Origin of the sequence: Shimia thalassica (genome assembly GCF_001458215.1) — a bacterium.
Taxonomy (GTDB): Bacteria; Pseudomonadota; Alphaproteobacteria; order Rhodobacterales; family Rhodobacteraceae; genus Shimia; species Shimia thalassica.
The window spans coordinates 920580-944936 of the sequence record NZ_CYTW01000001.1 but is presented as its reverse complement, the minus strand read 5'-3'; the positions used below and the strand labels follow the sequence as shown (position 1 = coordinate 944936).

The following is a 24357-nucleotide window of genomic DNA, read 5'->3' as shown; positions in this document are numbered from 1 at the left end:
GCGCATTACCCTTCTCGATACGTCGCATCCACCAGACGAGCGAGACTGTAGAAACCCGTTTCTTCATCCGTAAAAGCGCCGGTTGCAAACACGCCCGTTGCCGTGATCCGCACGTTAAAGGGCAAGGGCCAAACGATCCGGTTGGTATAAATCGGCAGAATGTCGTTCGGCCAGTCCAGATCAGGTTCGCAAAACGGACAAACGGCCATGGGAATATTGGTCAGGACAAAAAACGCCAGCTCTTCTTTGATCGGCGGCGTCATGTATCCCCGAAACGTAACGCGTTGCCCCTCACACGCCAGCGCAAGATCCGAAAAACTCTGATCACGGTTATAAAGGTCCCGAATGCGAAACGCGCCATGTTTCATCTTTGATTGGAACGCTTCCAGTTTCGGAACCGGCGAAGTGTCCGCCCACCCGACGGTTGGGACGCAGGCCGCAAATCCACCGGAATTAAGCAGAAACTCCCGTCGTTTCATGGCGCCACCTTTTGACTTGCAGTGCCACAGGCCTTCGCCACCCAACCTTGGACCCGCAAAAGGGGATCGCATCTATTGCGTTGCAGCATGGTACATCACATGAAAAATCACGTTCTGCTCGAGCGTTCCCTCTAACAGATGCGCCCACGGGCCCTTGGCATAAACTGCAACATCTTCCCCCGAATGGGTTTCAGAGGAGCGCGGTATCAACGCCTGTTGCACGTTATCAATATCCAAGGCTTCTTCCTGCGTCAGGTCGGGGCGCCCTCCGTTCCAGTTTCTGTCTTTTCGAAGAATGCTGCCCGGACCATTCAGATACCCGATAACCGTATAAGGCTTTCCATCTTTGGCCAGTGCAGGTTCGCCGGTGTGTTCAACGCCCGCATCGTCAATCTCCATACAAAGACCAAGGATATTTGTTCCCCGCCCACAGTATCCGTTAAAAGCGACCGCATGTTCATGATCAGCCGTCACAACAATCAACGTATCGCCATCATCGGTCAGCGCATCCGCCATTGCCACGGCATCCGCAAAGGCCTTGCCATCTGCAACCATGCGCGCGGCATTGCTTGCATGGCTGGCGTGGTCCACGCGTCCGGCTTCGACCTGTAGAAAGAAGCCCTGATCTCCACCTTTGGCAGACAGCGCTTTGATCGCAAACGCGGTCATCTCGGCCAAGGACGGCTCTCCGGTTCGCTCAGTCTCATACATCATGTGTGATCTTTCAAACAACCCGAGCACCGGGGTGCCGTCCGTCTTGGCCAATGCCATGCCCATGTCATCCCAGACATATTGAACGCCCAAACGCTCGGCCCGCGCGATCAGGTTTTCACCTTTGGCGCGCTTGCCCTTTCTGCCCTCTTCGTCCGTGATGTCTTTGCCGATAAAGTTACGACGCCCCCCGCCCAAAGCGATATCAATGGTGCCGGCTTCCATAGCATCAATCAACTGTGTCGCGATGTCGGCTTGCTGCGTGCACCCTTCGGGCAGCTTGTATTCAAATCTGCGGTCAACCGTATGCGCGTACCCAGAGGCTGGTGTTGCGTGCGTCAAACGCGCTGTCGAGACAACTCCGGTGGCCTTGCCCATATCGGTCATGACTTCATTGAGTGTCGCGACCTCATTGCCCACAATGGTGGTGCAATCGCCGCGCCTGACATTTTCGTTGACCCCAAGCACCCCCGAATTGGTCTTGATACCAGTCATGATTGCCGTGCCCGTCCCAGCTGAATCGGGTGTCTGGGCATTGACGTTATACGTTTTCACCAAGGCAAGGTTGGGGAAGGTTTCAAACGGCTGTACATAGTCATCGCCATATCCGCCCTCCAGCTGTCCCGAATAAAGACGCGTGGCATAGTTCGACCCGACCCCGTTTCCATCAGAGATCAGGATAATCACGTTCTTCGCGGTGTCGGTGTTGGGTTGTTGCTTCAGGGTCTCGGCCAACGTGTCCTGCGCGGCTTTGAACCATGCATTCCCTGCTTGCGGCAACTCTTCTGCTGTGGCTGAGGTCACGCTTAGCGTCATCAAAAACGCAAGGGTGTGTTTGAATGTCATGCTGTGTCTCCCAGCGGGACCTATTGGAAAAATGCAGACGTGGCATCCACGACTCAACATGCAACCGATTGAGCATGTTCCGCGCAATCGTATTACACTGATCCAAAAGACCAACAGGAAATTCACGGCTTTCAGTGATGCCCAATCGGGCCCTCAACTGGGGCCAAGCGCGTTGCAGGTCAGCTCGCGCTTTTCATCATGAGCATGCCCAGAATGATCATGCCCGCGGCGGCCATGCGTTGCGCGGTAACGGCCTCACCATGCAGAATGATGCCTGCAATAAAGGCCCCGACAGCCCCGATGCCCGTCCATACCATATACGACGTCCCCAAAGGCAAGCTGCGCATGGCGATCGACAGTAGAAAAAACGAGCCAAGCATGGTCACGACAGTCACCACGCTTGGCACAAGAATTGTGAAGCCATTGGATGATTTCATCGCGGTGGCCCAAATCACCTCAAGCACACCCGCAACAAACAAGATAATCCATGGCATAGTTGGTCAGCCTTCCTGATCAACGGGAAAGATTCCCGGAGATGTTGGCGCACCATCATCGAATTGGGCCAAGTAGTTGACGATGATTTCCTGGTTCACGGCAAAGCCCTTGTAGTCGGCGAGATCCGGATCAATATCGCGCAACACACGATGCAACCGACGCCCCCATTTTGGATAGGTGCAGATGTCCTCGAGATTGGCGAGATAACACCGGATAGGAAAGGCCAGCGCGTTTGAGCGTGGCAGACGCCAGAAGGTCTGCAACTCGACCCGCACAAACTGTTTCTGGCCCACGTTTTCGGGGGTGACAGTCCGCTTTTCAGGTCCCCATTTGTGATAGTTCTCGGGCGATGTATCCAAGCGCGGGTTCACCGTCATGGTCCAGTTCAGACGGCGATAGGATTGCCCCTGGTTCATCGCGAGAAGGAACTTCAACGCTTTGTCGAACACACCCATTTTCCCGGCTTTGGGAACAGGTGCGTGCCATTCGAAAAAGTTCATCCCGACATCAAAATCCAACGACCAGTCCGCTTGGGATGTCACCATGCCCGCATCAAGCCACAGGTTTCCGTCACGTTCGTGCAACAAGGCAAAGTCACCTTGGGCCTGACGCGTGATGTACTCTAGCGGGGGATAGGGCAATGTCGCGGGATCAAGGAACGTAAATGTATCGTCAATCCCCATCGGGCGGTTGATCCAGTGCCATGTGTCACCATCAATGGTGAGGCTGAACAGATCGGGATAATCGCGCGCTTTGGCCACCATGATCGCCTCGAGCAGGTCCCAGCCCGCCAGTTCCATATGCGGCAAGGATTGGCATCGCATCGGATCGCCTGCCAAGGTGATGGCGCGGTCCTGCATCTCGGCGACATAGTGTTCATCGACATCAAACGCGAACTCGAAAGGGCTTCCTTCGGGGCCGCCGGGATGCTGTTCGATGTTGACCGAATACATGTAGGCGTCTTGATCGAACGGAAACGGAAACCGGCGGATCGCAGCGGGCGAATTGAAATAGGTGTAATCGCCGCGGAACGTTTCTTCGTTGAATTGCATTGTCATTTTACATCTCCCTCAGAGATCCAGAACCAGCGCGAGCCCCTTGAAGCGGGACATGCAGGGCATGATCTTTTTCTTTTCGGCGCGTTCTTCTTTGCTGAGCCAAAAGTCATTGTGCTCGATATCACCGTCGCAGGAGGTCACTGTGGTTTCACAACGACCACAACCGCCGCCGCGACAGGAGTAATCGACGACAACACTTGCCGCTTCGAGCGCTTCCAAAAGGCTTTGATTGGCGGCGACCGGAACCACTTGTCCGGTCGAGGCGATGGTCACCTCGAATGGTGCGCCCGGTGGCGGGGCCGTAAAGGCCTCGGAATGAACAGAGGTCGCAGGCCAGCCAAGCATTGCAGCCTGCTCGGCCACAGCGGCGATCAAACCTTCCGGACCACAGGTGTAGACATGGCATCCCAGCGGCTGATCTGCCAGCATGGCGCCAAGATCCATACGGGACCCGTCTTCCGAGATATGGACATGGATGTGTGCGGCCTCTGGCAAAAGGGCCAGACCTGCGGCCTCTTCCCGCGAATGCGTGGCATAGTGCAACTCATACGCCTGTCCATGCATCTCGAGCTGGCGCATTTGGGACAGGAAAGGCGTGATCCCGATACCACCGCCAATCAACACGTGCTTTTTCGCACGCAGATCCAATTGAAACAGGTTGGCCGGCATCGACAGTTTCAAAATGTCGCCGACGGCCACCTTTTCGTGCATAAATTTGGACCCGCCACGCCCCTGATCTTCACGTCGCACCGCAATTTCATAACCGGTCGCGTCATAAGGGTCGGAGATCAAGGAATAGGAATTATGGCGCAGCATCTCGCCATCGGGCATTTCAACGCTGACGTGAGCGCCGCCTGAAAACACAGGCAGCGCCGCTTTGTCGGGATCTTCAAAGCGGAACCGCTTGACCAATGGGGACAGGTCTTCGATTTCTACGACTTTGAGGTTCAGTTTGGAAATCATGGCTGAATCTCCTCTGTTTCGGGCACTTCACCCGGGACTTCGGCATCCACACACACCCCTTGGAACACACCAAGGCGTCGTGAAAAGTGATCGCGCACAAACAATGTGAGCCCGCAATGGGAACAGGTGAACGGGTCCGTGGTGACGTCTTCGGTCACACCCTTGCAATGCACACATTGCATGCGGCGCGAGATCGGGCCGCGGTGTTCGGACTGGATCGCCTCTTGGGGCAATCCGCTGCCAAGGGCACGGGCCGAGAAAAAGCCGATCAGGCCCTCGGACCCCGCCAGATAGAGCTGGGTGCCCATTTTGGCCGTGCTGAGCAACCGTTCAAACGAAGGGACAGCCGCATCCAGATCAGACACTGTTTCAATCGAAGCGGGGCGCAGATCCTGCAATTTGTCGGCCAAAGCTGGCGACGTTGTCACCAACAACACATGCGCCTGATCCATGACCGAGGAATCCGCAGCGGCCAGTTCTTTCAGGGCTTCCTGACCAGAAGCATCCGCAATCATGATGGCCGGTACATTGCCCAGCGAGGTCAGCCCCGGATAGACCGGACGGCTGGTAATTGAGGGGGTAAATTGGGTATTCGACATGGCGTCTTTCCTATTGCTCTCAAAGGGCGGGACCCTCGCCCCGCCCGAAGAATGCGTGGTTCAGCCTTTGACTGTGCGACGCTTCTTATCAACGTCGTAGAAGGGCATGGGATGCGCGATGGCGGCGATTTCGCCGTCGGGGTTTTGAACCGTGAGTGGTGTTCCCTCGACTGCGCAATCCACCGGCATGCGCGCAATGCCGACGTTGTGTTCGTTCAGAGGCGAGTACATTCCGACCGTGACGATGCCGACAGGTTCGCCGTCCTTCAGCAAAGGCACGCCTTCGCCCGCAGGTTCGGTGCCTTCCAGTTTGACGCCGTAGATCTTGAAACGTTCTTTGCCTTCAAGGCGATAGTGCTCTTCCGCGCCGCGGAAACCGGTTTTGCCTTTGGACACGGTAAAGTCGAGACCAAGTTCCCAAAGCGTGTCGCCCGGCCCCTCGTTTTCGAACGGATACATCTCGGAGTTGTCATAAGGGAAGAACAGCAAATAGCTTTCGGCCCGCAACAGATCGAGTGTTGTGAAACGTGTCGGAATGATACCCATTTCGCCGCCCTCGGCGACAATCGTATCCCAGATTTCGACAGCATCCTGACGACGGCAGAAAATTTCATATCCGCGTTCGCCGGTGTACCCGGTGCGCGAAATCATGACGGGTTTGCCAAACAGGGTTGTCTGGATGTGGCTGAAATAGATCACATCACGGATGCCGGGCACGTGTTTTTCAAGGAAATCCACGGCAAGTGGTCCCTGCAGGGAAATGTCGTGCAGGTCGTCGTCAAAAATCATCGAAACATTGCGGCCAGCGGCGTACATGCTCAGCTGTTCGTGGCCCGCACCCGATCCGTGAACAACCATAAAGCTGTGCGGCCCCATGCGGTAGATCACGCAATCGTCCACAAATTTGCCGTCGTCGTTCAGCATGGTCGCATAAGTGGACCGGCCAGGTTTCAGCTTTTCGATATCGCGTGTAGTGGCCTTGTCGATCACGTATTGGGCGTGAGGGCCCATGAGGTGCACTTTCTTGAGGCCCGATACATCCATGACACCTGCCTTGGTGCGGATCGCCAAGTATTCTTCGGTCTGATCCTTGTCATAGGTCCAGGCAGTGCCCATTCCGCTCCAGTCTTCAAGGGTGGAGCCCATGGCGCGGTGCCGATCTGCCAGTGCAGAAAATCTCCATGATGCGATCATTCTAGTTGTCCTTCAGGTGGAATTTTAGGTGTTGGTTGGGCCGGCGGGAAAAAGGGGGGAAACGCCGGCCCGGTCAGGATTTAGCCCTGACTTTTGGTGGCCTTGTAGGCGTGCTCTTCATGGCGCCAGCCAAGGAACAGCGCGACAACAATCAGGGCAAGCATGACCAGCAGCCAGAGCATTTCGCCAGATCCGTATCCGGTGTAGATGGCTCCGGTAACGCCGTCCCATGTGTTGACTTCAAAAGGTGCTTCCATTGGTCTTGTCCTTTCACTTTGCAGTTGCAGTTACTCAGCCGGGCTCACCGACGGGTGCAGGGCTTCTGGATAGGCGTCGGCAGGAACCTTCACCGCATCCAGACCCATGATCTCGGCTTCGGCTGGAACACGCAGCTGACCGGTTGCTTTCAGGATGAAAGAGACCACATAGCCGGGAACAAAGCCCAGCAGCGCCATGACAACAGCACCAACCAGCTGACCGAAGAACGAGATTGTGATGACATCTTCACCAAACATCGCCGGATAACCTTGTGCGGCGATACCGACAGCGATCAGTCCCCACAGGCCAAGGAAACCGTGCACGGTGACTGCGCCTACGGCGTCGTCAATGCCCAGTTTTTCGATGAAAGAGGCAACGAACGGCATGGCAACGGCACCGATGAAACCAATGGCAAAGGCCATGGGCGGATACCAAAGATCAAGACCAGCCGCGCAAGAGATAATCCCGCCAAGGGCACCGGACATCATCCAGAACGGGTCACGTGTGACCATCCATGCGCCAATGATACCGCCGGCAAAGCCCATCAATGTGTTGAAAGTCATGCCCGAAATGGTCATCGGCGTACCATAAATGGTGCCTTCGATCGTGTTCGACCAGGACCAGGCCTCGCCCGGAACGATCACACACCCCATCAGGAAGCCCCAGAAACCCGCGATGATCAGCATAAGACCGATCAAGGTCATCGGCATCGAGTGGCCCGCAATATGGTTTGCACTGCCGTCGGCGTTAAACTTGCCGATCCGTGGCCCAAGGTTGAGCAACACACCTAGGGTAAAGAAGCCCGCGATCATGTGTACAACACCAGCCGCACCAAAGTCGTGATAACCGAATTTCGTGACCAGCCAGCCATCAGAGTGCCAGCCCCACGCGCCTGCCAGAATCCAGACAAATGCGCCCAGAACAATCGCCAGAACCACAAAACCGGTCAGCTTGATCCGTTCGATGACACCACCCGACAGGATAGAAGCCGTTGTTGCGGCAAACAGAACAAACGCCCCCCAGAAGACGCCCGACGCGCGGTCATCAAGGTTGGGGCCCATGTATGCGCTCCACGGCGCGGCCACTTCGTTGGCATAGGCCAGTCCCGAAATGCCCATGGCACCTTCGGACAGGGTCAATCCTGTTGGGAAGGCCCAATACACCCACCAACCAACGAAATAGAAGAACGGCACAATCATCGCAAAGGCGAGGATGTTCTTGATGCCTGACGCCAATGCGTTTTTCGAACGCGAGGCCCCCATTTCATAGGCCAGAAACCCGACATGGATCAGCACCATGAGCGGGATCGTTAAATAATAGAAAGTTTCCGAGAACGTGCCATTTGTCGCGGCCACCTTCTCTGTTAGCTCAGCAACCGCGGTCGCCAAAGATTCCAGATCCTGTTCCAAGTCCTTCTCCTTGTCCTTTGTCGTTCACCAGGTTTGTAGCCAGCTTTGGTTTGATCCAATTTCTCAAACTGGCTCATTTAGTAAAACAAGTAGGGGGCCAAACACCCTCTCAAGCAAACTTTTTTCCTACAGGGAATTTTTATTTACCTACTGAGGCGATCAAAAATAGCGCCTTAGGCACGGCAAAGATCAAATCTTAGGCGTGTGAAAAACCAACAAACGCTGGACTTCAGAAACAAGAAGGGAAGTACTGGGGGTACACTCGCCCCAAACGGGCGCGGCGCAAACTCAGAGAATCGGGGGACAGGGCATCGGAAAAGGAAAGCTATGGCTGCAGGCCGGCCAATTTGGAAATTGGTTCAATTGGTCTTATTCATCCTGAAGCAACAGCCGCTGATCTTCGATCAGAGCAAGCTTCATAAACTCGGTTGCTTCCTCGATATCGCGTGCCGCAATCGCGTTGAACAGGCCGTTATAAGCCCGCTGATACGTCGCAATGCGCGCAGGCGTAAGGTGGCGGCGATACATGGCCGCGCGGAACGATTGCCGACGTGCGTCAATCACCAGATTGTAACAGGCCACCAACAACGGGTTGCCCGTGCCTTCGGCAATGAGACGATGAAACTCCTCTTCAAGACGGACAAACGCCGTTGCATCCGTCTGAACCGCTTCCATTTTGGACAGTGTTGCAGACAGGGCTTCGATCTGTTTGGGCGGCATGTTTACGATGGCCAGACGGACCATTTCCGGTTCAAGAATGCCGCGCATCACCTGCAACTGCAAAGGGCCGGTTTCCGATGCAATGGGTGAGATCGCTTCGCCAGAGCCGTCCGGATCATAGGTAACAAAAGACCCTGAACCGGCACGGCGCCGGATCATGCCGCGCATCTCGAGCTGGTCCAAGGCTTCGCGGACCGTATTTCGCGCCACACCCAGCTCTTGCGCCAATTGCCTTTCCGAGGGAAGGCGTTCTTCCGTGGCGTATTCCTGTGTCACGATCCGCGAGTTCAACGTTTCGATCACGTATTTCACCGTCGATCCCGGAAGCGTGGTCAGAGGTGGCGTGTTCGCAGGGTGAGTCACAGGGGCGATCCTTTGCAATTGTCTCGGAACGAGCGCACAGCAAGATAACGCGGCAGCGCCCCCGGGGTCCAGCGCAAGCTGCCCTAAAGTGCCGCAAACAAAAAGGGCCCGCTCAATTGGCGGGCCCTCTTCCAAACCTGTTTGAGCACACTAGCCCATGCGTTCACTCGAGTAGCTGCCTGGCGAAGCTTCAAACACAACGGTTTTGTTGCCATTCAAAAAGACGCGGTTGTTGGCATGGGCATGAATGGCCCGCGCCAGAACCTGACTTTCGACATCCCGCCCCAGCGAAACATAGTCGTTCGGGCTTTGGGCGTGGGAAATCCGCACAATGTCCTGCTCGATGATCGGACCTTCATCAAGGTCTGCCGTGACATAGTGCGAGGTCGCCCCGATAAGTTTCACGCCCCGCGCAAAGGCCTGTTTGTAAGGGTTTGCGCCTTTGAACGAAGGAAGGAACGAGTGGTGGATGTTGATGATTTTTCCCGACATCTTCGTGCACATTTCATCCGAAAGGATCTGCATGTAGCGCGCCAGAACAATCAATTCGGCACCGGATTCTTCCACAACCTGCATAATCGCGGCTTCGGCGGTCGGTTTGTTTTCTTTGGTAACCTTGATGCAGTGGAACGGAATATCGTTGTTCACGACAACTTTCTGATAATCCATATGGTTCGATATCACCGCCACAATCTCGACCGGCAGGGCGCCGATGCGCACACGGTACAAAAGATCGTTCAGACAGTGCCCAAAGCGCGACACCATGATGACGATCTTCATCTTTTCGCTCTCGTCATGGAACGCAAAGTTCATGCCGAACCCTTCGGCAATTTCGCCAAAGGCCTCGGACAGGGCAACGTGGTCTGCGCCAGTTTCGGAACCAAAGCTCACGCGCATAAAGAACTGGCCCGTGTCCAGATCATCAAACTGAGACGAGTCGGTGATGTTACAGCCATGATCCGCAAGGAACGTCGCAATCGCAGCGACGATGCCGCGGCGGCTCTCGCAAGTAACAGTCAGGCAGTATTTGGTCATTTTTTTCTCCACAGGAGGGACAGGCGGCACTCCCCAGAGCACACCTGATGGGATCATGTTAAATGTTGTTATCGTTGTCAGTGGGCTGGTCATTGTCGCCAGCCCCTTGTTTTAGGTGTTCTGTCGGGCGGCCGCCGTGGACAATGCATGCCACAGTGAGTCTGCCAGCGTGCGCATCCCGATCACCGCAATATGTCCTGCACTGCGGCGCACCAGAAAGACACTCATATGTTCAAGTCCAGTCCGCAGCGCCGATCCTTCGTCAAAGCCCAGCGGGTCGATATTGACCAGCTTGGCCATCACGTCGTTGATCGGTCCGGCGCCGTCAATGGATTCAATCTCGAATGCGACAAATCCATCGGTCTGTTCTGTGACGGAACACTGTGGTGCCTCAGATTTGAGCGCTTTTGCGAAATCGCGATCCGCCTGACCGTCTGCTTCGATCATCCATTGCCCTGTGGCCGTCCAGAACGCCGCAAACCCTTCAATGGCACTTGAACGTCCGATATCTGGCAGGATGAGACCGAAGGGAGACGGCGCCGCTTGCCCGGATCGCAGGGACAAAGACGCCAGCCCAAGTTCTGTATTCTCCGAAATTGTCAAAGCGCCGAACTTCTGAACACGCGCGGATGTGCCCCCAAGAGCTGTAATCGGTGTAAGATCAGTCACGCAGACGTCCTCCTTCAGGGTCAACAAAATGGGCGGAAACCACTTCAAGCTGCATTTCCTGACCCTCGAGCGGATTGGCGGCTGTGATGATTTCACCAAGACGCGTATCGCCGTTTTCCAGATATCCCAGACCAATGTGGCACCCGAGATGCGGAGAGAAACACGCCGATGTGATCCACCCCTGATCGCTGTGTGTGTCCTGAGCCGCGCCTTTGGCAAAAAGGTGCGACCCGGCCACAACAGGCGCATCAGGATCAACGGGCTTGAGCCCAATCAGACGGCGGGTGTTTTCGGACAACCCTTCGCGACGCGACATGATTGCACCGATGCTGTCTTTCTTTTTCGACACCATGCGGTCCATGCCCAACATCGTCGGTGTGGTTTGGCCATTCAGTTCGGCACCGGCGGCGTGCCCCTTTTCGATCCGCAAAACACCCAAGGTTTCGGTACCATAAGGCGTCACGCCAAGATCTTGGCCCAGATCCATCAAACGCTGCATCAACGCATGCCCATAGCGCGCAGGCACCGCGAGCTCATAGGCCAACTCGCCAGAGAACGAAATCCTGAACAACCGCGCCCGCAAACCGCCACAGATGGTAAGTTCGGCACACCCCATAAAGGGAAAGGCCTCGTTAGAAAGATCAAGATCATCCACGATACGTTCCAACAACGCCCGCGAGTTTGGTCCCGCAACAGCCACCTGCGCCCAAGCATCCGTTGTTGAAATCATCTGCACATCCAATTCGGGCCACAGGCACTGATGCGCAAACTCCATATTGCGATAGACCGGACCCGCATTCGCGGTGGTGGTCGTGACGACATAGTGGTCTTCGGCCAACCGCGCGCATGTGCCATCGTCATAGGCATGGCCGTCTTCGCGCAGCATCAATCCATAGCGCACTTTGCCCACGGGAAGCGTTGCTATCATATTGGCATAAAGACGGTTAAGGAATTCACCCGCATCTGCGCCCTGTACGTCAACCTTGCCCAAGGTCGTCACATCACAGAGGCCCACGCCCGACCGCACAGCCAGCACTTCACGATCAACGGTTTCACGCCAATGAGACTCGCCATCTTTGGGGAAATACTGCGCGCGCATCCACGGGCCGACCTCGACAAACTCTGCGCCCAGACCGGCCGCCCAATGATGGGTCGGCGTCAAACGGCGCGGGCGAAAATTCGACCCTGTATCGCCGCCGCCCAGAACCCCCAGAGATACCCCTGTGTAAGGGGGGCGGAACATGGTTGTGCCGGTTTCCGGAATGGATTTCTCGGTCAGTTCGGCCATCACCGCAAGGGCGGAAATATTTGCCGTCTTGCCCTGATCCGTTGCCATGCCCAAAGTGGTCCAGCGTTTCAGATGTTCGACCGGACGCATGTTTTCCTTATGGGCCAGATCAATGTCTTTAACCGTCACATCGTTCTGGAAATCGACCCATGCGCGCCCCTTCCCCGGAACATGCCAGAACGCCGCCTGTGCGATCTCGGCATCTTCTGCTTCGGGCAGGACGACATCCCTAATGGCCAGTCCCAGATCGCCAAGCGCCTCTTGGGCTGCGGCCTTGCCGCCGGCCAATGCCGCGGCTGTGCTGCCCTGCCCATTGGCCGCCCCTGCCGGTATCAATCCCGCAGGACCGTCTTTTCCAGGGACAAAGGCCAGAATGCTCTCGTCCCAAACAGGGCGACCGCGATGATGTGAAGACAGATGAATGTTGGGGTTCCACCCGCCAGACACGCCAAGCGCACCACAGTCATGCCATTGCGACTGGCCGTTTTTGGTAATCTGAATGGATTTCAATCCCAACCGCCCTTTGGTGCCGCTCACAACGCCACCGGCAAACAGGTCATAATTGCCAAGGCGCGGTGCATCTTCCCGAGGATCAATCACCCCGAGCACGTTGACACCTTTTGCCATCAGGTCGAGCGCTGTCAGGTGGCCGTCATCATTGTTGGCAAAAATGGCGACAGCATCGGCATCGGAACGCGTCGGTGAAACGGCCCAGCGATTGGCATAAGACCGCATCGCGCCAGCCAGCATGATGCCGGGGCGATCGTTATTCGCAAACGGGATGTGCCGTTCCGTGGCTCCGGCGGCCAAAACCGTGCGTTTTGCCGTGATCCGCCACAAGGTTTGGCGCACGCCTTCACCCGGAGTAGCAAGGTGATCTGACACCCGTTCGACCGCGCCAAACACGCCGTGATCATAGGCCCCGAACACGGTTGTTCGCGTCATGAGTTTGACGTTTGGAAGGGCGTCGAGTTCTGCCAGAGTCTGCCCTACCCACTCCGAAGCAGATGCCCCGTCAAGTGTATGGCTCTCTGAAGACAATCGCCCGCCGAACTGAAAATCTTCATCCGCGAGAAGCACCTGAGCGCCCGCTCGTGCTGCCGTCAACGCAGCTGCCAGACCTGCGGCGCCCCCGCCGATGATCAGAACATCACAGTGCAGAAACCCACGATCATAGCTGTCAGGGTCGGCCTCCATCGACAAGCGTCCAAGGCCCGCCGCACTTCGGATCACCGGTTCATACAGCTTTTCCCAAAAGGCACGGGGCCACATGAATGTCTTGTAATAAAACCCTGCGGCAAAGAACGGGGCGAACAAATCATTCACCGCCAGAAGATCACGGTTCAGCGGCCCGATGTGGTTTTGGCTTTGCGCCTCAAGCCCTTCGAACAGCTCGGTCACGGTGACCCGCGTGTTGGGCTCTTTTCGTGCTCCGGATCGCAGTTCGACCATGGCGTTCGGCTCTTCCGAACCGGCCGAAAACACGCCTCTCGGGCGGTGATATTTGAAACTCCGCCCCATGAGTTGCACATCATTCGCCAAGAGCGCCGAAGCGAGCGTGTCGCCCTGGTATCCTTGGTAACACTGCCCGTTGAAACTGAAATTCAGGGGTGCGTTCCGGTCAATGTGACCACCTTGCAAACGGCTCATTGCGCGTCCTTCCGGTTCAACTTGAGATCTTTGGCCAGTTCAGCACCCAGAATTTCATGTGTGATCGTGTTGCGTGTCACAACCAGCCAGGACCGGTCGCCCTGTTCATGGAACCACAATTCTCGGTGCACACCGGCGGGGTTGTCTCGCATGAACACATAGTCGCAGAACGCGGTCTCGGCGTTGTCTAGTGTAGGGTCCGGACGGTCCATCAATGACGCATCACCAAGATAGGTGAACTCTTGCGCATCACGCAGGCCAAGAAGGGGATGAGGGATCAGCATCTTTTCACCTCAATGCAAGTTGGGTTGGGCACCGACGCCCTTTTCATCAATAATATGGCCGCGTGCGAACCGGTCGAACCGATAGGCGCTGGCCGTCTCATGCGGGCGGTCCGTGGCAAGAAGATGCGCGAAGGCGTATCCAGATGCGGGTGCCGCCTTGAACCCGCCGTAACACCAGCCCCCGTTGAAATAGAGACCTTCAATGTCCGTACGATCAATGATCGGCGAGCCATCCATCGACATGTCCATGACGCCGCCCCAGCTGCGCAGCAATCGCCCGCGGCCAATCATTGGCATCAAGGCCATTCCGCCTTCCAGAACGTCTTCGACAACAGGCAGGTTGCCGCGTTGCGCATACGAGTTATAGCCGTCGATATCACCACCAAAGACCAAGCCCCCTTTGTCGGACTGGCTGACATAGAAGTGCCCTGCCCCAAAGGTAATGACCCCCGGTATGGTTGGTTTCAGCCCTTCGGACACAAAGGCCTGCAACACGTGGCTTTCCATCGGAAGACGCATGCCCGCCTTCGCCATGACCCGGCTCGAGTTGCCGGCGACGGCAACACCGACCTTGCCCGCGCCAATATATCCGCGCGAGGTTTCAACGCCTTTGACCGCACCGTTTTCAATCCGGAAACCGGTGACTTCGCAATTCTGGATAATGTCCACGCCACGCATGTCCGCGCCGCGCGCATACCCCCAGACCACACCATCGTGACGGGCTGTACCGGCGCGCGATTGCATCAGGCCGCCCTTGATCGGGAAGCGGGCATTATCAAAGTTCAGGAAGGGGGCCATCTTGCGCAACTCTGACTGGTCCAGCAAACGCGCATCCGCTCCGGCCAACATCATCGCGTTGCCCCGCCGTCTGAACGCGTCCCGCTGACCATCCGTGTGGAACAGATTGATGATCCCGCGCTGGCTGACCATCGAGTTAAAGTTGGTTTCCTGCTCGAGGTTCTCCCAGAGCTTCATGGAGAACTCGTAAAAAGGCTCGTTGCCCGGCAAAAGATAGTTCGACCGGATGATCGTCGTGTTGCGACCAATGTTTCCCGATCCAAGCCACCCTTTTTCCAGAACCGCGACCCGCGCCTTGCCAAAGGTTTTGGCAAGATAAAACGCGGTTGCAAGGCCATGCCCGCCGCCGCCGATGATCACGATGTCATAGTCGGGCTTCGGCTCGGGGTTGCGCCAGAGTGCGCCCCAGCCTTTGTGCCCTGTTAGGGCTTCTTTGACGACCCGAAAACCGGAGAACTTCATCAACCTGCTCCTTGCAATTCCCCTCTTTTCTAACGGTTGGAAATAAGTCATTCTTTCAATATCAGGTCTTTTTCATTCACATTCAGGACAAAGCAAAGCTCATATGTCGTTGTTTAAAATCGCCTTTGTTTTGGTTGATGGATTCGCCCTTTTATCGACCGCCGCCGCGCTCGAACCTTTGCGGGCTGCCAACATGTTTTCCGACCCGCCGCGGTACGACATTACCCTGTTGTCAGACAGGGATTCCGTCGCAAAATCGTCGATTGGGGCGCAGTTCGAAACCCGCTCCTTTCGGGAATGCGAGCCTGATTTTGATCTGATTTTTGTGGTTGCTGGCGGCGATCCGGCGCGAATGAACGACCCGTCTCTGTTTGCATGGCTGCGCCGCGCGGATCGCGCAGGCGTGGCGCTTGGCGGGATATCGGGCGGCTCGGTCATTCTGGCGCGTGCGGATCTTTTGAACCAGCACCGTTTTACTGTGCATTGGCACCACTACGAAGACTTTGAAACGCTGCCTGGCAATTGGTTGTTGGAGCGGCGATTGTTCGTGATCGACCGTGACCGCTATACATGTGCGGGCGGGTCGGCCCCGCTGGATATGATGCACGCGATCATTGCGCGTGACTTTGGAACGCCCTTTGCGCAGCGTATTTCAGACTGGTTCATTCAGACAGAAGTGCGCGGTGCCGAAGCCCCGCAAACCGCGTCCATCTCAGCACGTTACGGTGTTTTACCACGCCCCGTAAGCGCGGCACTGGAACTGATGGAAACCCACATCGCGGACCCCTTGGATCAAGACCAGATCGCACATCTTTCGGGCCTGTCCACACGACAATTGCAGCGCCAGTTTCGCGACAGTTTTGGAACATCCTTGATGGAAACCTACCGGCGTATCCGTCTGGAAACAGGACAAGAATTGCTTCTGTCATCAAACCTAAGCGTGGGTGAAATCGCGCGCATGACCGGTTTCTCAAGTCAGGCGCATTTCTCTGACATCTTCCGGCGCACCTTTGGCATCACCCCGTCTGCCAGACGCAAAAAAACGGGCCCGACCTAGGTCGGACCCGCAGGGAGGAAGAGGTTTCAAACCGCTCAGATGTCGAGGGTGTTTTGTTTTTCCCAAGCCGAGAAATGGGTCACAAACGCGTTCCATTCCTGATGCTTCATTTTGATGTAGCTGGCCGAGAAACTGTCACCGAGTTTTGACTTCAGCTCTACATCCGCGTCAAAGTTGCGGATGGCGTCCAGCATATTGAGAGGCAGCTTCGGCGCATCCGTGATGGATTGGCCTTCTGCATACATATCAATGTCATACCGTGGGCCGGGATCTGCTTTGGACCCGATGCCCGAGAGACCTGCCGCAATGATGACCGCCTGCAAGAGATAGGGGTTCACCGCACCATCAGGAAGGCGCAGTTCGAACCGGCCCGGACCGGGCACGCGCACCATATGTGTGCGGTTGTTGCCCGTCCACGTCACGGTGTTTGGCGCCCAGGTGGCCCCAGACATCGTGCGCGGTGCGTTGATACGCTTGTAGCTGTTGACGGTCGGGTTTGTGAGGGCCGCCAAAGCTTCGGCGTGCTTCATGATCCCGCCAAGGAAAAACCCGCCCTGCTCGGACAGACCGACTTCACCGATTTGACCACCGGCATCGCCCGCGAAGGCGTTTGTTTTGCCGTCCAGATCCCAGACCGAAATGTGGGCGTGACATCCGTTGCCGGTCAAACCTTCGACAGGTTTCGGCATGAAGGTCGCACGGTATCCGTATTTTTCGGCAACCGATTTGACCATGAACTTGAAGAACGAATGGCGGTCGGCGGTGACCAAGGCATCGTCGAATTCCCAGTTCATTTCAAACTGGCCATTCGCATCTTCATGATCGTTTTGGTAAGGGCCCCAGCCCAGATCCAGCATGTAATCGCAGATCTCGGCGATCACGTCATAGCGGCGCATCACGGCCTGCTGGTCATAACACGGCTTTTCGGCAGTATCGAACGGATCGGAAATCTCGTTTCCTTCCGGCGTCAGCAGAAAGAACTCGGCTTCGATGCCAGTTTTGACGCGCAAGCCAGCCTCGGCAGCTTCGGCAACCAGCTTTTTCAAGACCTGACGTGGTGCCTGCTCAACCGGCTGGCCTTCCATGACGCAATCGGCGGGCACCCAAGCCACTTCGGGTTTCCATGGCAGCTGGATCACCGCGGATGGATCCGGCACGGCCAGCATATCCGGGTGCGCGGGGGTCATGTCGAACCATGTCGCGAAACCGGCGAAACCTGCACCGTCTTCTTCCATATCGGCAATGGCCTGTGCCGGAACCAGCTTGGCGCGCTGTCCGCCAAACAGATCCGTGTAGGACACCATGAAGTACTTAACGCCATTTTCTTCGGCAAATTTAGCAAGAACACTCATATCGTTCTCCTCGTTTCCGTTTTGGATGGTCAAAGAGGGGCGCGCAGCCCCTCTTTATTCAAGTTTCAGAAGCCGGTTTTGCCGGGATACCAGTTGGTGCCCGCCAAAGGCACCTGCGCCATCGCAGCGGCCTCCATGGTCAGCGCGCACAGGTCCTCGGGCTCGAGGTTGTGAACGTGGTTGTGACCACAGGCCCGCGCCAGTGTCTGGCATTCCAGTGTCAGCACATTCAGATAGTTGCGCAAACGGCGACCAGCGGCTTCGGGATCCAGGCGCTTCATCAGTTCGGGATCCTGCGTGGTGATACCCGCAGGGTCGCGACCCTCGTGCCAGTCATCATAGGCGCCCGTCGTCGTGCCCAGTTTCTGGTATTCCGCTTCCCATTTCGGATCGTTGTCCCCCAGCGCCACCAGCGCCGCAGTACCGATCGAAACCGCATCCGCGCCCAGCGCCAGCGCTTTGGCCACATCTGCACCGGTGCGAATGCCGCCGGAAACAACAAGCTGTACCTCACGGTGCATACCCAGATCCTGAAGCGCCTGAACAGCAGGTCGAATGCATGCCAGTGTCGGCTGACCGACGTGTTCGATAAACACATCCTGTGTCGCCGCCGTACCGCCCTGCATCCCATCCAGAACGATCACATCCGCGCCGGCCTTCACCGCCAAAGCCGTGTCATAGTAGGGGCGCGCGCCACCAACCTTGATGTAAATCGGCTTTTCCCAGTTGGTGATTTCACGCAGCTCGAGAATTTTGATTTCAAGGTCATCCGGTCCAGTCCAGTCCGGGTGACGACAGGCCGACCGCTGGTCGATACCTTCGGGCAAGCACCGCATGCCCGCAACACGTTCGGTGATCTTCTGACCCAGAAGCATACCACCGCCGCCCGGTTTGGCACCTTGGCCAACCACGACTTCGATAGCATCTGCACGGCGCAGATCGTCAGGGTTCATACCATAGCGCGATGGCAGGTACTGATAGATCAGCTTTTCGGAATGGCCGCGCTCTTCTTCGGTCATGCCGCCGTCACCAGTGGTGGTGGACGTTCCGGCCATGGAAGCCCCGCGTCCCAGTGCCTCTTTTGCAGGACCAGACAGCGAGCCAAAGGACATGCCCGCAATGGTGATCGGGATTTTCAGCTCAATCGGCTTTTTCGCAAACCGTGTGCCCAATGTGACCGAAGTATCGCATTTCTCGCGATAGCCTTCCAAGGGATAGCGGCTCATCGAGGCGCCAAGGAACAACAGGTCATCAAAATGCGGCACGCGGCGTTTGGCGCCACCTCCACGAATGTCATAGATGCCGGTGGCCGCTGCACGGCGGATTTCCGAGTTGGTGTCGTTCGAAAACGTCCAGGACTGGCGCGGTTCGGTGTCAGGTGTCTTTTCCATATCGCGCTCCTTAGTATGCGTCAGCGTTGTCGATGTTGAAATTATAGAGGGTGCGGGCAGAGCCATAGCGTTTGAACTCTTCGGGCTTGGCATCGGCCCCGGCTTTGGCCAGAAGGTCTGCCAAAACCTCGATATGCTCGGGGCGCAGTTCTTTTTCGATGCAATCCGCACCCAAAGACTTGACGTCGCCGCGCACAAACAAACAGGCCTCGTACAGCGAGTCACCCAATGCGTCTCCTGCGTCGCCCAACACAACAAGGTTGCCTTTTTGTGCCATGAACGCGGACATGTGGCCGATGTTTCCGTGCACGACGATGTCGATACCCTTCATCGAAATGCCACAACGCGAACTTGCATTGCCTTTGATGTTCAAAAGGCCGCCATGTCCGGTTGCACCTGCGTATTGGCTGGCGTCACCTTCGATCGTGACAACGCCGGACATCATGTTTTCCGCAACACCCGGACCGGCCGATCCTTCGACCGTGACCTCTGCGTCTTTGTTCATACCGGCGCAGTAATATCCGGTTGATCCTTTGACGGTGACGCTCACAGGGCCATCAAGACCACAGGCCACGGCATGGCTGCCGCGCGGGTTTTCGATGACATAGTCTTCGTTGGCTTGCGCCTTGGCGGCGGCTTGCAGGGTTGTATTTACCTCGCGCAGTTCGGTCTGCGCCATATCAAGAGAAATGCTCATGGTTCAGCGCTCCCAGAAATAAACAGTTGCGGGTTCAGGTTCCCAGACGCGTGCACCATCAATGCCGGGCAGGTCCGCAAAGGCACGGTATTCCGAGGCAAAGGCGACATAGTCGTCTGTTTCGGCCATGACAGCGGGTTTGCAGGCAATCGGATCACGGACAACGCCGAACCCATCCTTGGTGCCGGTGACAAAGGTAAAGAACCCATCAAGGTCTTCAATGGTGCCTTCCAGCGCTTCGCCCAGTGTAGCCCCGTCTGCAATGCGCGACGAAATATAGGCGGCCCCGACCTCTGTGTCGTTTTCCGAGCGGGTAAAGACACCCTTTTTGGCCAGCTTGCGACGCATCTGGTTGTGGTTCGACAGCGATCCGTTGTGCACGAGGCACTGGTCATCTGCGGTCGAAAATGGATGCGCGCCCATTGTGGTTACGGCACTTTCGGTGGCCATGCGTGTGTGGCCAATGCCGTGGCTTCCGCCCATGTCACGCAGCCCAAAGCGGGACGCGACATTTTTGGGAAGACCAACTTCCTTGTAGATTTCCATCGTCTGGCCCGACCCCATGATGCGCAGGCCTTTTTCTTCCAGCACCTCAATCGCTTTGGCCTCGACGCTATCGGCGACAGTCAACACGGCATGGGTGTCGATAACTTTCATCGACACAGGGCTGTGGATGGCCGACGTCAGCGCACCATCGAGTTCGGCAAAAGCCTCTTCCGGCGTGTCCGACTGAACCGTGATTTTGACCATGCCTTCGGTCTCTTCACCGTAGATTGCGATCCCGGCGCTATCCGGGCCACGATCCGTCATCGTGATGAGCATATCTGTCAGCATGTCACCCAATTGCGGGCGCAGCTCGTCCTTTTTCAGAAACAGACCAACGATTCCACACATTGGTACCTCCATTAGTTGCCTCGACCCGCACGGGGTCGTTGCACCCTTCCTAATGGGAAATCTATTTTCCCTTCAAGAAACTTTTTGTCGGTACCGGAAAATTCCCGAAAGTTGACCGTGCTCATTCACTCCCGAAGGGTTGTCTGACCATCAATTGAGCGAATGATTACTTTTTGTGCGAATGCCGAACCTATCTTTGCTGTGGATAGGTGATGATCGAAAGGAATCGCACCGGCAGCTCAAGGATCACTTCGGGCCCGTGCGGGGCGTCCGCATCAAACAGCAACGTATCCCCTGCCCCCAATTCATATGTCTTGTCGCCGTGGCGGTACTGAACTTTCCCCTCAAGAACATAGAGCATCTCGATGCCTTCATGCTGAAAGGCGGGGAACCTGTCACTCTCGCTGGTGAGGGTGATCAGATAAGGCTCGACCACAACGCCCGAATTGTTGGACCCAATGTGCCCCAACAGGCTGTATTGGTGACCGGCCCTTGTGCCTTCGCGTTCGATCTCGACACCTTCCCCCGCTTTCACGTGCATACATCCACGCTCTTCCTCGTACCCGGAGAACAACTGAATGAGGGGCACCTTCAGTGCATCCGCCAAAGCGGAGATGGTATTCAGAGAGGGCGAGATGACCCCGTTCTCGATCTTTGAGAGCATTCCGACAGAAACACCTGTTTGTGCCGCAAGATCCGATCCGGTCATCCGCTGACGTTTGCGCAATTCACGCACCTGCCGTCCGATCGCAACCTCAAGGTTTTTTTCTCGCGCTTCTCGTGTCGCGTGGGGGTTCTGCCGAAGGGCCTTGTCACCTTTGCTCAAACCAATCTCCTTTTACTTTACTATTTCCATCACGGGGGACTTGGCCGATCACTTGGCCAATGCACCGGCAAGATCAGACGGCATTTTCTGATACCAAAGCTGGCCCAACCGTTCGAGTTCGCGGGCCAACTCTGTGCCGTTGGCCTCGACCCAACGCAGAACCGATCCAAATTCCTGTATGCGCGCCTTGCCATCTCGAATGGCGACAACGGGCCAATCTCCAACCAAGGCATTGTCGATGCCGAACACGTCTTTACCCCACCAGTTCGCTTGCCCAAAGGCGTTCGGCATTTGCCGTCCCCGCTTCAGAGCCGCAAGAACAGGCGCGGTATTCACACTGTCCGCAGTTTCAACGGCATTGTGCCAAATATCCAGAATTGAAGCATATTCCCAGCTAACCGCACTCCATTTTCCAGGAAACCGCTGATTGAACTCTTCAAAAAACGCACCCGGCCGGTGAAAGAAAAACGCCATCTCTGCAAGTGCCGGATCATCAAAGTCAGGGAACTGAAAGGTAAACCGCTCCATAAATTCCGGCGATGTGCGCTCTATCATCCTGTCGTAGTGATCGCAGGTACAGGCGATGATCTGCCCTTGAAATCCCTGCTCATATGCCGCGACGGTGAGGTCTTCCATCATCTGCGGCGCGGCCGAACACCAGCACAGAACATCCGGTGCTTCGGCCATTAACGCCGCCACGATCTCGGTGGCGCTGCCCTCTTCCGGCTCGTAAATCACCTCTTTGACAAGGTCCCGCCCCGCAACACCAAAGGCCGCGCGATATGTGGCCAGCGAGGGCAAGCCCAACAGGTCACGTTGCGAACACAAGGCCACGCGCCGCGCCTCTGGCTGGGTGCGCGCCAACCACTCAACCCCTGTCACATTAAAGAACGGGTGCACCTCGGCAGGTGCGATCAAGCAGGGATGATCCGGCGATAGATCAGACGGCAGCAAGGTTGTGGTCAGAACGCGCCGCTGCATCAAATAGTCCAAGGCAAGGGCAAGCTGCCCCCCACCCAATGTCAGCACAAGACACACCTGATCTGTCTCGACCATCTGGCGCGCCGCATCAAAGGCACTCTGCGCCGAGTGGGCACTGTCATGCACAATCAACTCGACAGGTCGGCGATGGCCGCCAATCATCATGCCCCCGCGGTTGTTGATCCAGTCGACCCAAATCTGGCTGCCCTCGACACCGGGCCGCCCCCATGCCTCTTCCGACCCAGATAAAGGCACCAAAGCCCCGATCTTGATGGGGGCACGATCCTGCACGGAAAGACGCGGAAGATTCCCGGCAACTGCGAGACGCTGCGCAAGAGAAACGCTGCTCATTTTTTCACCTCACGCTTAAAAAACAACCCAAACACCTCGATCACTTTATGAATCATATATTCCTCTAAAGAAAATTCATTGACCACCGGAAAATTTTTGGCCCACACCAATAACAGCCAATTGCACCAGTTTCCGCTTTTGGTCCATACCAACGAACCAAACGGGAGAACATCAATGAGCAAACGCGTTGCCGTCATCGGCGCTGGCCCCTCTGGACTTGCCCAGCTTCGCGCCTTTCAGTCCGCTGCACAAAACGGCGCGGACATTCCTGAAATCGTGTGCTTTGAAAAGCAGTCGAACTGGGGTGGCCTTTGGAACTATACTTGGCGCACTGGCGTCGATGAAAACGGCGAGCCTGTACATGGCTCAATGTACCGGTATCTATGGTCAAACGGCCCCAAGGAAGGTCTTGAATTCGCAGATTATTCCTTTGAAGAACATTTTGGAAAACAGATCGCGTCCTATCCGCCACGGGCCGTGCTGTTTGACTATATCGAAGGGCGCGTTCTCAAGGCCGATGTACGCAAGTGGATCAAGTTCTCGACCGTCGTGCGCTTTGTCGAATATGACGACGAAAAAGGTGACTTTGAAATCACCGTGCACGACATGGAAAACGACACCGTCTATAAAGAACGCTTTGACAATTTCATCTGCGCCTCTGGTCACTTTTCGTCCCCCAATGTACCCGAATACCCCGGTTTTGCGGCCTTCAACGGACGGATTGTGCATGCGCATGATTTTCGCGATGCCCGTGAATTCGCCGACAAAGACGTGCTGCTGCTTGGCGCGTCCTATTCAGCGGAAGACATCGGATCGCAGTGCTGGAAATACGGTGCAAAAACGGTCACGACCTCATACCGCAGCGCGCCGATGGGCTTTGACTGGCCGGACAACTGGGAAGAAAAACCCGCACTCGAGAAAGTCGAGGGGCGCACGGCCTATTTTGTGGATGGCACGACAAAAGACATCGACGCCATCATCTTGTGCACCGGCTATAAACACTATTTCCCATTCCTGCCGGACGATTTGCGCCTGAAAACAGCCAACCGGTTGGCCACGGCGGATCTTTATAAGGGCGTGGTTTACGTCAACAATCCCAAGATGTTCTATCTGGGCATGCAGGACCAGTGGTTCACCTTCAACATGTTTGACGCCCAAGCATGGTATGTGCGCGACGTGATCATGGACCGCATTGCCGTGCCCGCCGACAAAGAGACCCTGCTTGCGGATGTTGCGGAACGTGTCGCCCGCGAAGACGCCTCGGATGACGTAAAATACGCAATCAAATATCAGGCGGACTACGTCAAGGAACTGGTGGCCGAAACGGACTATCCCAGCTTCAACATTGATGGCGCCTGTGAAGCCTTCTTTGAATGGAAAAAGCACAAAGCCGAAGACATCATGGCGTTCCGCAACAACTCGTACACATCGGTTATCACCGGCACGCTGGCACCAAAGCACCACACCCCTTGGAAAGACGCTTTGGACGATTCACTCGAAGTGTACCTGCAAAACTGATCCCCACTC

The 24357-nt window shown here is 56.2% G+C and carries 23 protein-coding genes; 2 read left to right on the top strand and 21 right to left on the bottom strand.

Features of this window, described 5'->3' with window-relative positions; genetic code table 11:
- Positions 1-5: 5 nt before the first annotated feature.
- From PH7735_RS04430 to PH7735_RS04365, 15 genes are all read right to left on the bottom strand, one after another.
- Positions 6-479, bottom strand: a complete 474-nt coding sequence (locus tag PH7735_RS04430; RefSeq protein ID WP_145865258.1) for a hypothetical protein — start codon at positions 477-479, stop codon at positions 6-8.
- 72 nt (positions 480-551) lie between these two features.
- On the bottom strand, positions 552-2036 hold the full coding sequence (locus tag PH7735_RS04425) for an alkaline phosphatase (protein ID WP_058310084.1): 1485 nt from the start codon (positions 2034-2036) through the stop codon (positions 552-554).
- A 179-nt stretch (positions 2037-2215) separates the two neighbouring features.
- Positions 2216-2530 (bottom strand): DMT family transporter, encoded by a 315-nt coding sequence (locus tag PH7735_RS04420; protein ID WP_058310083.1) that lies wholly within the window; start codon positions 2528-2530, stop codon positions 2216-2218.
- Between the two features lie 6 nt (positions 2531-2536).
- Positions 2537-3589 carry a heme-dependent oxidative N-demethylase family protein gene (locus PH7735_RS04415; protein WP_058310082.1) on the bottom strand — a complete coding sequence of 351 codons (1053 nt, stop codon included), beginning with the start codon at positions 3587-3589 and terminating at the stop codon, positions 2537-2539.
- Between the two features lie 12 nt (positions 3590-3601).
- The gene (locus tag PH7735_RS04410) at positions 3602-4552 is read right to left on the bottom strand and encodes a PDR/VanB family oxidoreductase (protein ID WP_058310081.1); all 951 of its coding nucleotides are present in this window, start codon (positions 4550-4552) and stop codon (positions 3602-3604) included.
- A complete protein-coding gene (locus tag PH7735_RS04405) occupies positions 4549-5151 on the bottom strand; it encodes a dimethylamine monooxygenase subunit DmmA family protein (RefSeq protein ID WP_058310080.1) in 603 nt (200 codons plus the stop codon). The genes PH7735_RS04410 and PH7735_RS04405 overlap by 4 nt, the downstream gene beginning before the upstream one ends.
- Before the next feature lie 60 nt (positions 5152-5211).
- Complete coding sequence (locus PH7735_RS04400; RefSeq protein ID WP_058310079.1) at positions 5212-6345, bottom strand: aminomethyl transferase family protein; 1134 nt, start codon at positions 6343-6345, stop codon at positions 5212-5214.
- Between the two features lie 80 nt (positions 6346-6425).
- Positions 6426-6602 (bottom strand): hypothetical protein, encoded by a 177-nt coding sequence (locus tag PH7735_RS20670; RefSeq protein ID WP_158503176.1) that lies wholly within the window; start codon positions 6600-6602, stop codon positions 6426-6428.
- 30 nt (positions 6603-6632) lie between these two features.
- Positions 6633-8012: an ammonium transporter gene (locus PH7735_RS04395; protein ID WP_058310078.1), complete on the bottom strand. Its 1380-nt coding sequence runs from the start codon at positions 8010-8012 to the stop codon at positions 6633-6635.
- A 369-nt stretch (positions 8013-8381) separates the two neighbouring features.
- Positions 8382-9095, bottom strand: a complete 714-nt coding sequence (locus PH7735_RS04390) for a FadR/GntR family transcriptional regulator (protein WP_058310077.1) — start codon at positions 9093-9095, stop codon at positions 8382-8384.
- A 150-nt stretch (positions 9096-9245) separates the two neighbouring features.
- Complete coding sequence (purU, locus tag PH7735_RS04385) at positions 9246-10130, bottom strand: formyltetrahydrofolate deformylase (protein ID WP_058310076.1); 885 nt, start codon at positions 10128-10130, stop codon at positions 9246-9248.
- 111 nt (positions 10131-10241) lie between these two features.
- Positions 10242-10799 (bottom strand): sarcosine oxidase subunit gamma, encoded by a 558-nt coding sequence (locus tag PH7735_RS04380; protein ID WP_058310075.1) that lies wholly within the window; start codon positions 10797-10799, stop codon positions 10242-10244.
- The gene (locus PH7735_RS04375) at positions 10792-13737 is read right to left on the bottom strand and encodes a sarcosine oxidase subunit alpha family protein (protein ID WP_058310074.1); all 2946 of its coding nucleotides are present in this window, start codon (positions 13735-13737) and stop codon (positions 10792-10794) included. Before PH7735_RS04375 ends, PH7735_RS04380 begins: the two co-directional genes overlap by 8 nt.
- Complete coding sequence (locus PH7735_RS04370) at positions 13734-14021, bottom strand: sarcosine oxidase subunit delta (RefSeq protein ID WP_058310073.1); 288 nt, start codon at positions 14019-14021, stop codon at positions 13734-13736. The genes PH7735_RS04375 and PH7735_RS04370 overlap by 4 nt, the downstream gene beginning before the upstream one ends.
- A 9-nt stretch (positions 14022-14030) precedes the next feature.
- Positions 14031-15281 carry a sarcosine oxidase subunit beta family protein gene (locus PH7735_RS04365; protein WP_058310072.1) on the bottom strand — a complete coding sequence of 417 codons (1251 nt, stop codon included), beginning with the start codon at positions 15279-15281 and terminating at the stop codon, positions 14031-14033.
- A 103-nt stretch (positions 15282-15384) separates the two neighbouring features.
- On the opposite strand from PH7735_RS04365, the gene PH7735_RS04360 reads away from it, so the two are divergent.
- Positions 15385-16338: a GlxA family transcriptional regulator gene (locus PH7735_RS04360; RefSeq protein WP_058310071.1), complete on the top strand. Its 954-nt coding sequence runs from the start codon at positions 15385-15387 to the stop codon at positions 16336-16338.
- Positions 16339-16373: 35 nt separating this feature from the next.
- On the opposite strand, the gene glnT is transcribed toward PH7735_RS04360, so the two are convergent.
- From glnT to PH7735_RS04330, 6 genes are all read right to left on the bottom strand, one after another.
- Positions 16374-17690: a type III glutamate--ammonia ligase gene (gene glnT, locus PH7735_RS04355; protein ID WP_058310070.1), complete on the bottom strand. Its 1317-nt coding sequence runs from the start codon at positions 17688-17690 to the stop codon at positions 16374-16376.
- A gap of 65 nt (positions 17691-17755) precedes the next feature.
- Complete coding sequence (locus tag PH7735_RS04350; RefSeq protein ID WP_058310069.1) at positions 17756-19081, bottom strand: FMN-binding glutamate synthase family protein; 1326 nt, start codon at positions 19079-19081, stop codon at positions 17756-17758.
- A 10-nt stretch (positions 19082-19091) separates the two neighbouring features.
- On the bottom strand, positions 19092-19778 hold the full coding sequence (locus PH7735_RS04345) for a GltB/FmdC/FwdC-like GXGXG domain-containing protein (RefSeq protein ID WP_082645125.1): 687 nt from the start codon (positions 19776-19778) through the stop codon (positions 19092-19094).
- Between the two features lie 3 nt (positions 19779-19781).
- Positions 19782-20672 carry a class II glutamine amidotransferase gene (locus PH7735_RS04340; protein ID WP_058310068.1) on the bottom strand — a complete coding sequence of 297 codons (891 nt, stop codon included), beginning with the start codon at positions 20670-20672 and terminating at the stop codon, positions 19782-19784.
- Between the two features lie 190 nt (positions 20673-20862).
- The gene (locus tag PH7735_RS04335; protein ID WP_058310067.1) at positions 20863-21498 is read right to left on the bottom strand and encodes a helix-turn-helix domain-containing protein; all 636 of its coding nucleotides are present in this window, start codon (positions 21496-21498) and stop codon (positions 20863-20865) included.
- 48 nt (positions 21499-21546) lie between these two features.
- Positions 21547-22830 (bottom strand): ABC transporter substrate-binding protein, encoded by a 1284-nt coding sequence (locus tag PH7735_RS04330; RefSeq protein ID WP_058310066.1) that lies wholly within the window; start codon positions 22828-22830, stop codon positions 21547-21549.
- A gap of 174 nt (positions 22831-23004) precedes the next feature.
- Between PH7735_RS04330 and PH7735_RS04325 the strand changes: the two genes are divergently transcribed.
- Positions 23005-24348 carry a trimethylamine monooxygenase gene (locus PH7735_RS04325; protein WP_058310065.1) on the top strand — a complete coding sequence of 448 codons (1344 nt, stop codon included), beginning with the start codon at positions 23005-23007 and terminating at the stop codon, positions 24346-24348.
- Positions 24349-24357 lie beyond the last annotated feature (9 nt).

Excerpts from the sequence above, each read along its gene's own strand:
- PH7735_RS04430 (WP_145865258.1), bottom strand. The coding sequence starts at position 479 with ATGAAACGACGGGAGTTTCTGCTTAATTCCGGTGGATTTGCGGCCTGC.
- PH7735_RS04425 (WP_058310084.1), bottom strand. The coding sequence starts at position 2,036 with ATGACATTCAAACACACCCTTGCGTTTTTGATGACGCTAAGCGTGACC.
- PH7735_RS04420 (WP_058310083.1), bottom strand. The coding sequence starts at position 2,530 with ATGCCATGGATTATCTTGTTTGTTGCGGGTGTGCTTGAGGTGATTTGG.
- PH7735_RS04415 (WP_058310082.1), bottom strand. The coding sequence starts at position 3,589 with ATGACAATGCAATTCAACGAAGAAACGTTCCGCGGCGATTACACCTAT.
- PH7735_RS04410 (WP_058310081.1), bottom strand. The coding sequence starts at position 4,552 with ATGATTTCCAAACTGAACCTCAAAGTCGTAGAAATCGAAGACCTGTCC.
- PH7735_RS04405 (WP_058310080.1), bottom strand. The coding sequence starts at position 5,151 with ATGTCGAATACCCAATTTACCCCCTCAATTACCAGCCGTCCGGTCTAT.
- PH7735_RS04400 (WP_058310079.1), bottom strand. The coding sequence starts at position 6,345 with ATGATCGCATCATGGAGATTTTCTGCACTGGCAGATCGGCACCGCGCC.
- PH7735_RS20670 (WP_158503176.1), bottom strand. The coding sequence starts at position 6,602 with ATGGAAGCACCTTTTGAAGTCAACACATGGGACGGCGTTACCGGAGCC.
- purU (WP_058310076.1), bottom strand. The coding sequence starts at position 10,130 with ATGACCAAATACTGCCTGACTGTTACTTGCGAGAGCCGCCGCGGCATC.
- PH7735_RS04375 (WP_058310074.1), bottom strand. The coding sequence starts at position 13,737 with ATGAGCCGTTTGCAAGGTGGTCACATTGACCGGAACGCACCCCTGAAT.
- PH7735_RS04370 (WP_058310073.1), bottom strand. The coding sequence starts at position 14,021 with ATGCTGATCCCTCATCCCCTTCTTGGCCTGCGTGATGCGCAAGAGTTC.
- PH7735_RS04365 (WP_058310072.1), bottom strand. The coding sequence starts at position 15,281 with ATGAAGTTCTCCGGTTTTCGGGTCGTCAAAGAAGCCCTAACAGGGCAC.
- PH7735_RS04360 (WP_058310071.1), top strand. The coding sequence starts at position 15,385 with ATGTCGTTGTTTAAAATCGCCTTTGTTTTGGTTGATGGATTCGCCCTT.
- glnT (WP_058310070.1), bottom strand. The coding sequence starts at position 17,690 with ATGAGTGTTCTTGCTAAATTTGCCGAAGAAAATGGCGTTAAGTACTTC.
- PH7735_RS04350 (WP_058310069.1), bottom strand. The coding sequence starts at position 19,081 with ATGGAAAAGACACCTGACACCGAACCGCGCCAGTCCTGGACGTTTTCG.
- PH7735_RS04345 (WP_082645125.1), bottom strand. The coding sequence starts at position 19,778 with ATGAGCATTTCTCTTGATATGGCGCAGACCGAACTGCGCGAGGTAAAT.
- PH7735_RS04340 (WP_058310068.1), bottom strand. The coding sequence starts at position 20,672 with ATGTGTGGAATCGTTGGTCTGTTTCTGAAAAAGGACGAGCTGCGCCCG.
- PH7735_RS04330 (WP_058310066.1), bottom strand. The coding sequence starts at position 22,830 with ATGAGCAGCGTTTCTCTTGCGCAGCGTCTCGCAGTTGCCGGGAATCTT.
- PH7735_RS04325 (WP_058310065.1), top strand. The coding sequence starts at position 23,005 with ATGAGCAAACGCGTTGCCGTCATCGGCGCTGGCCCCTCTGGACTTGCC.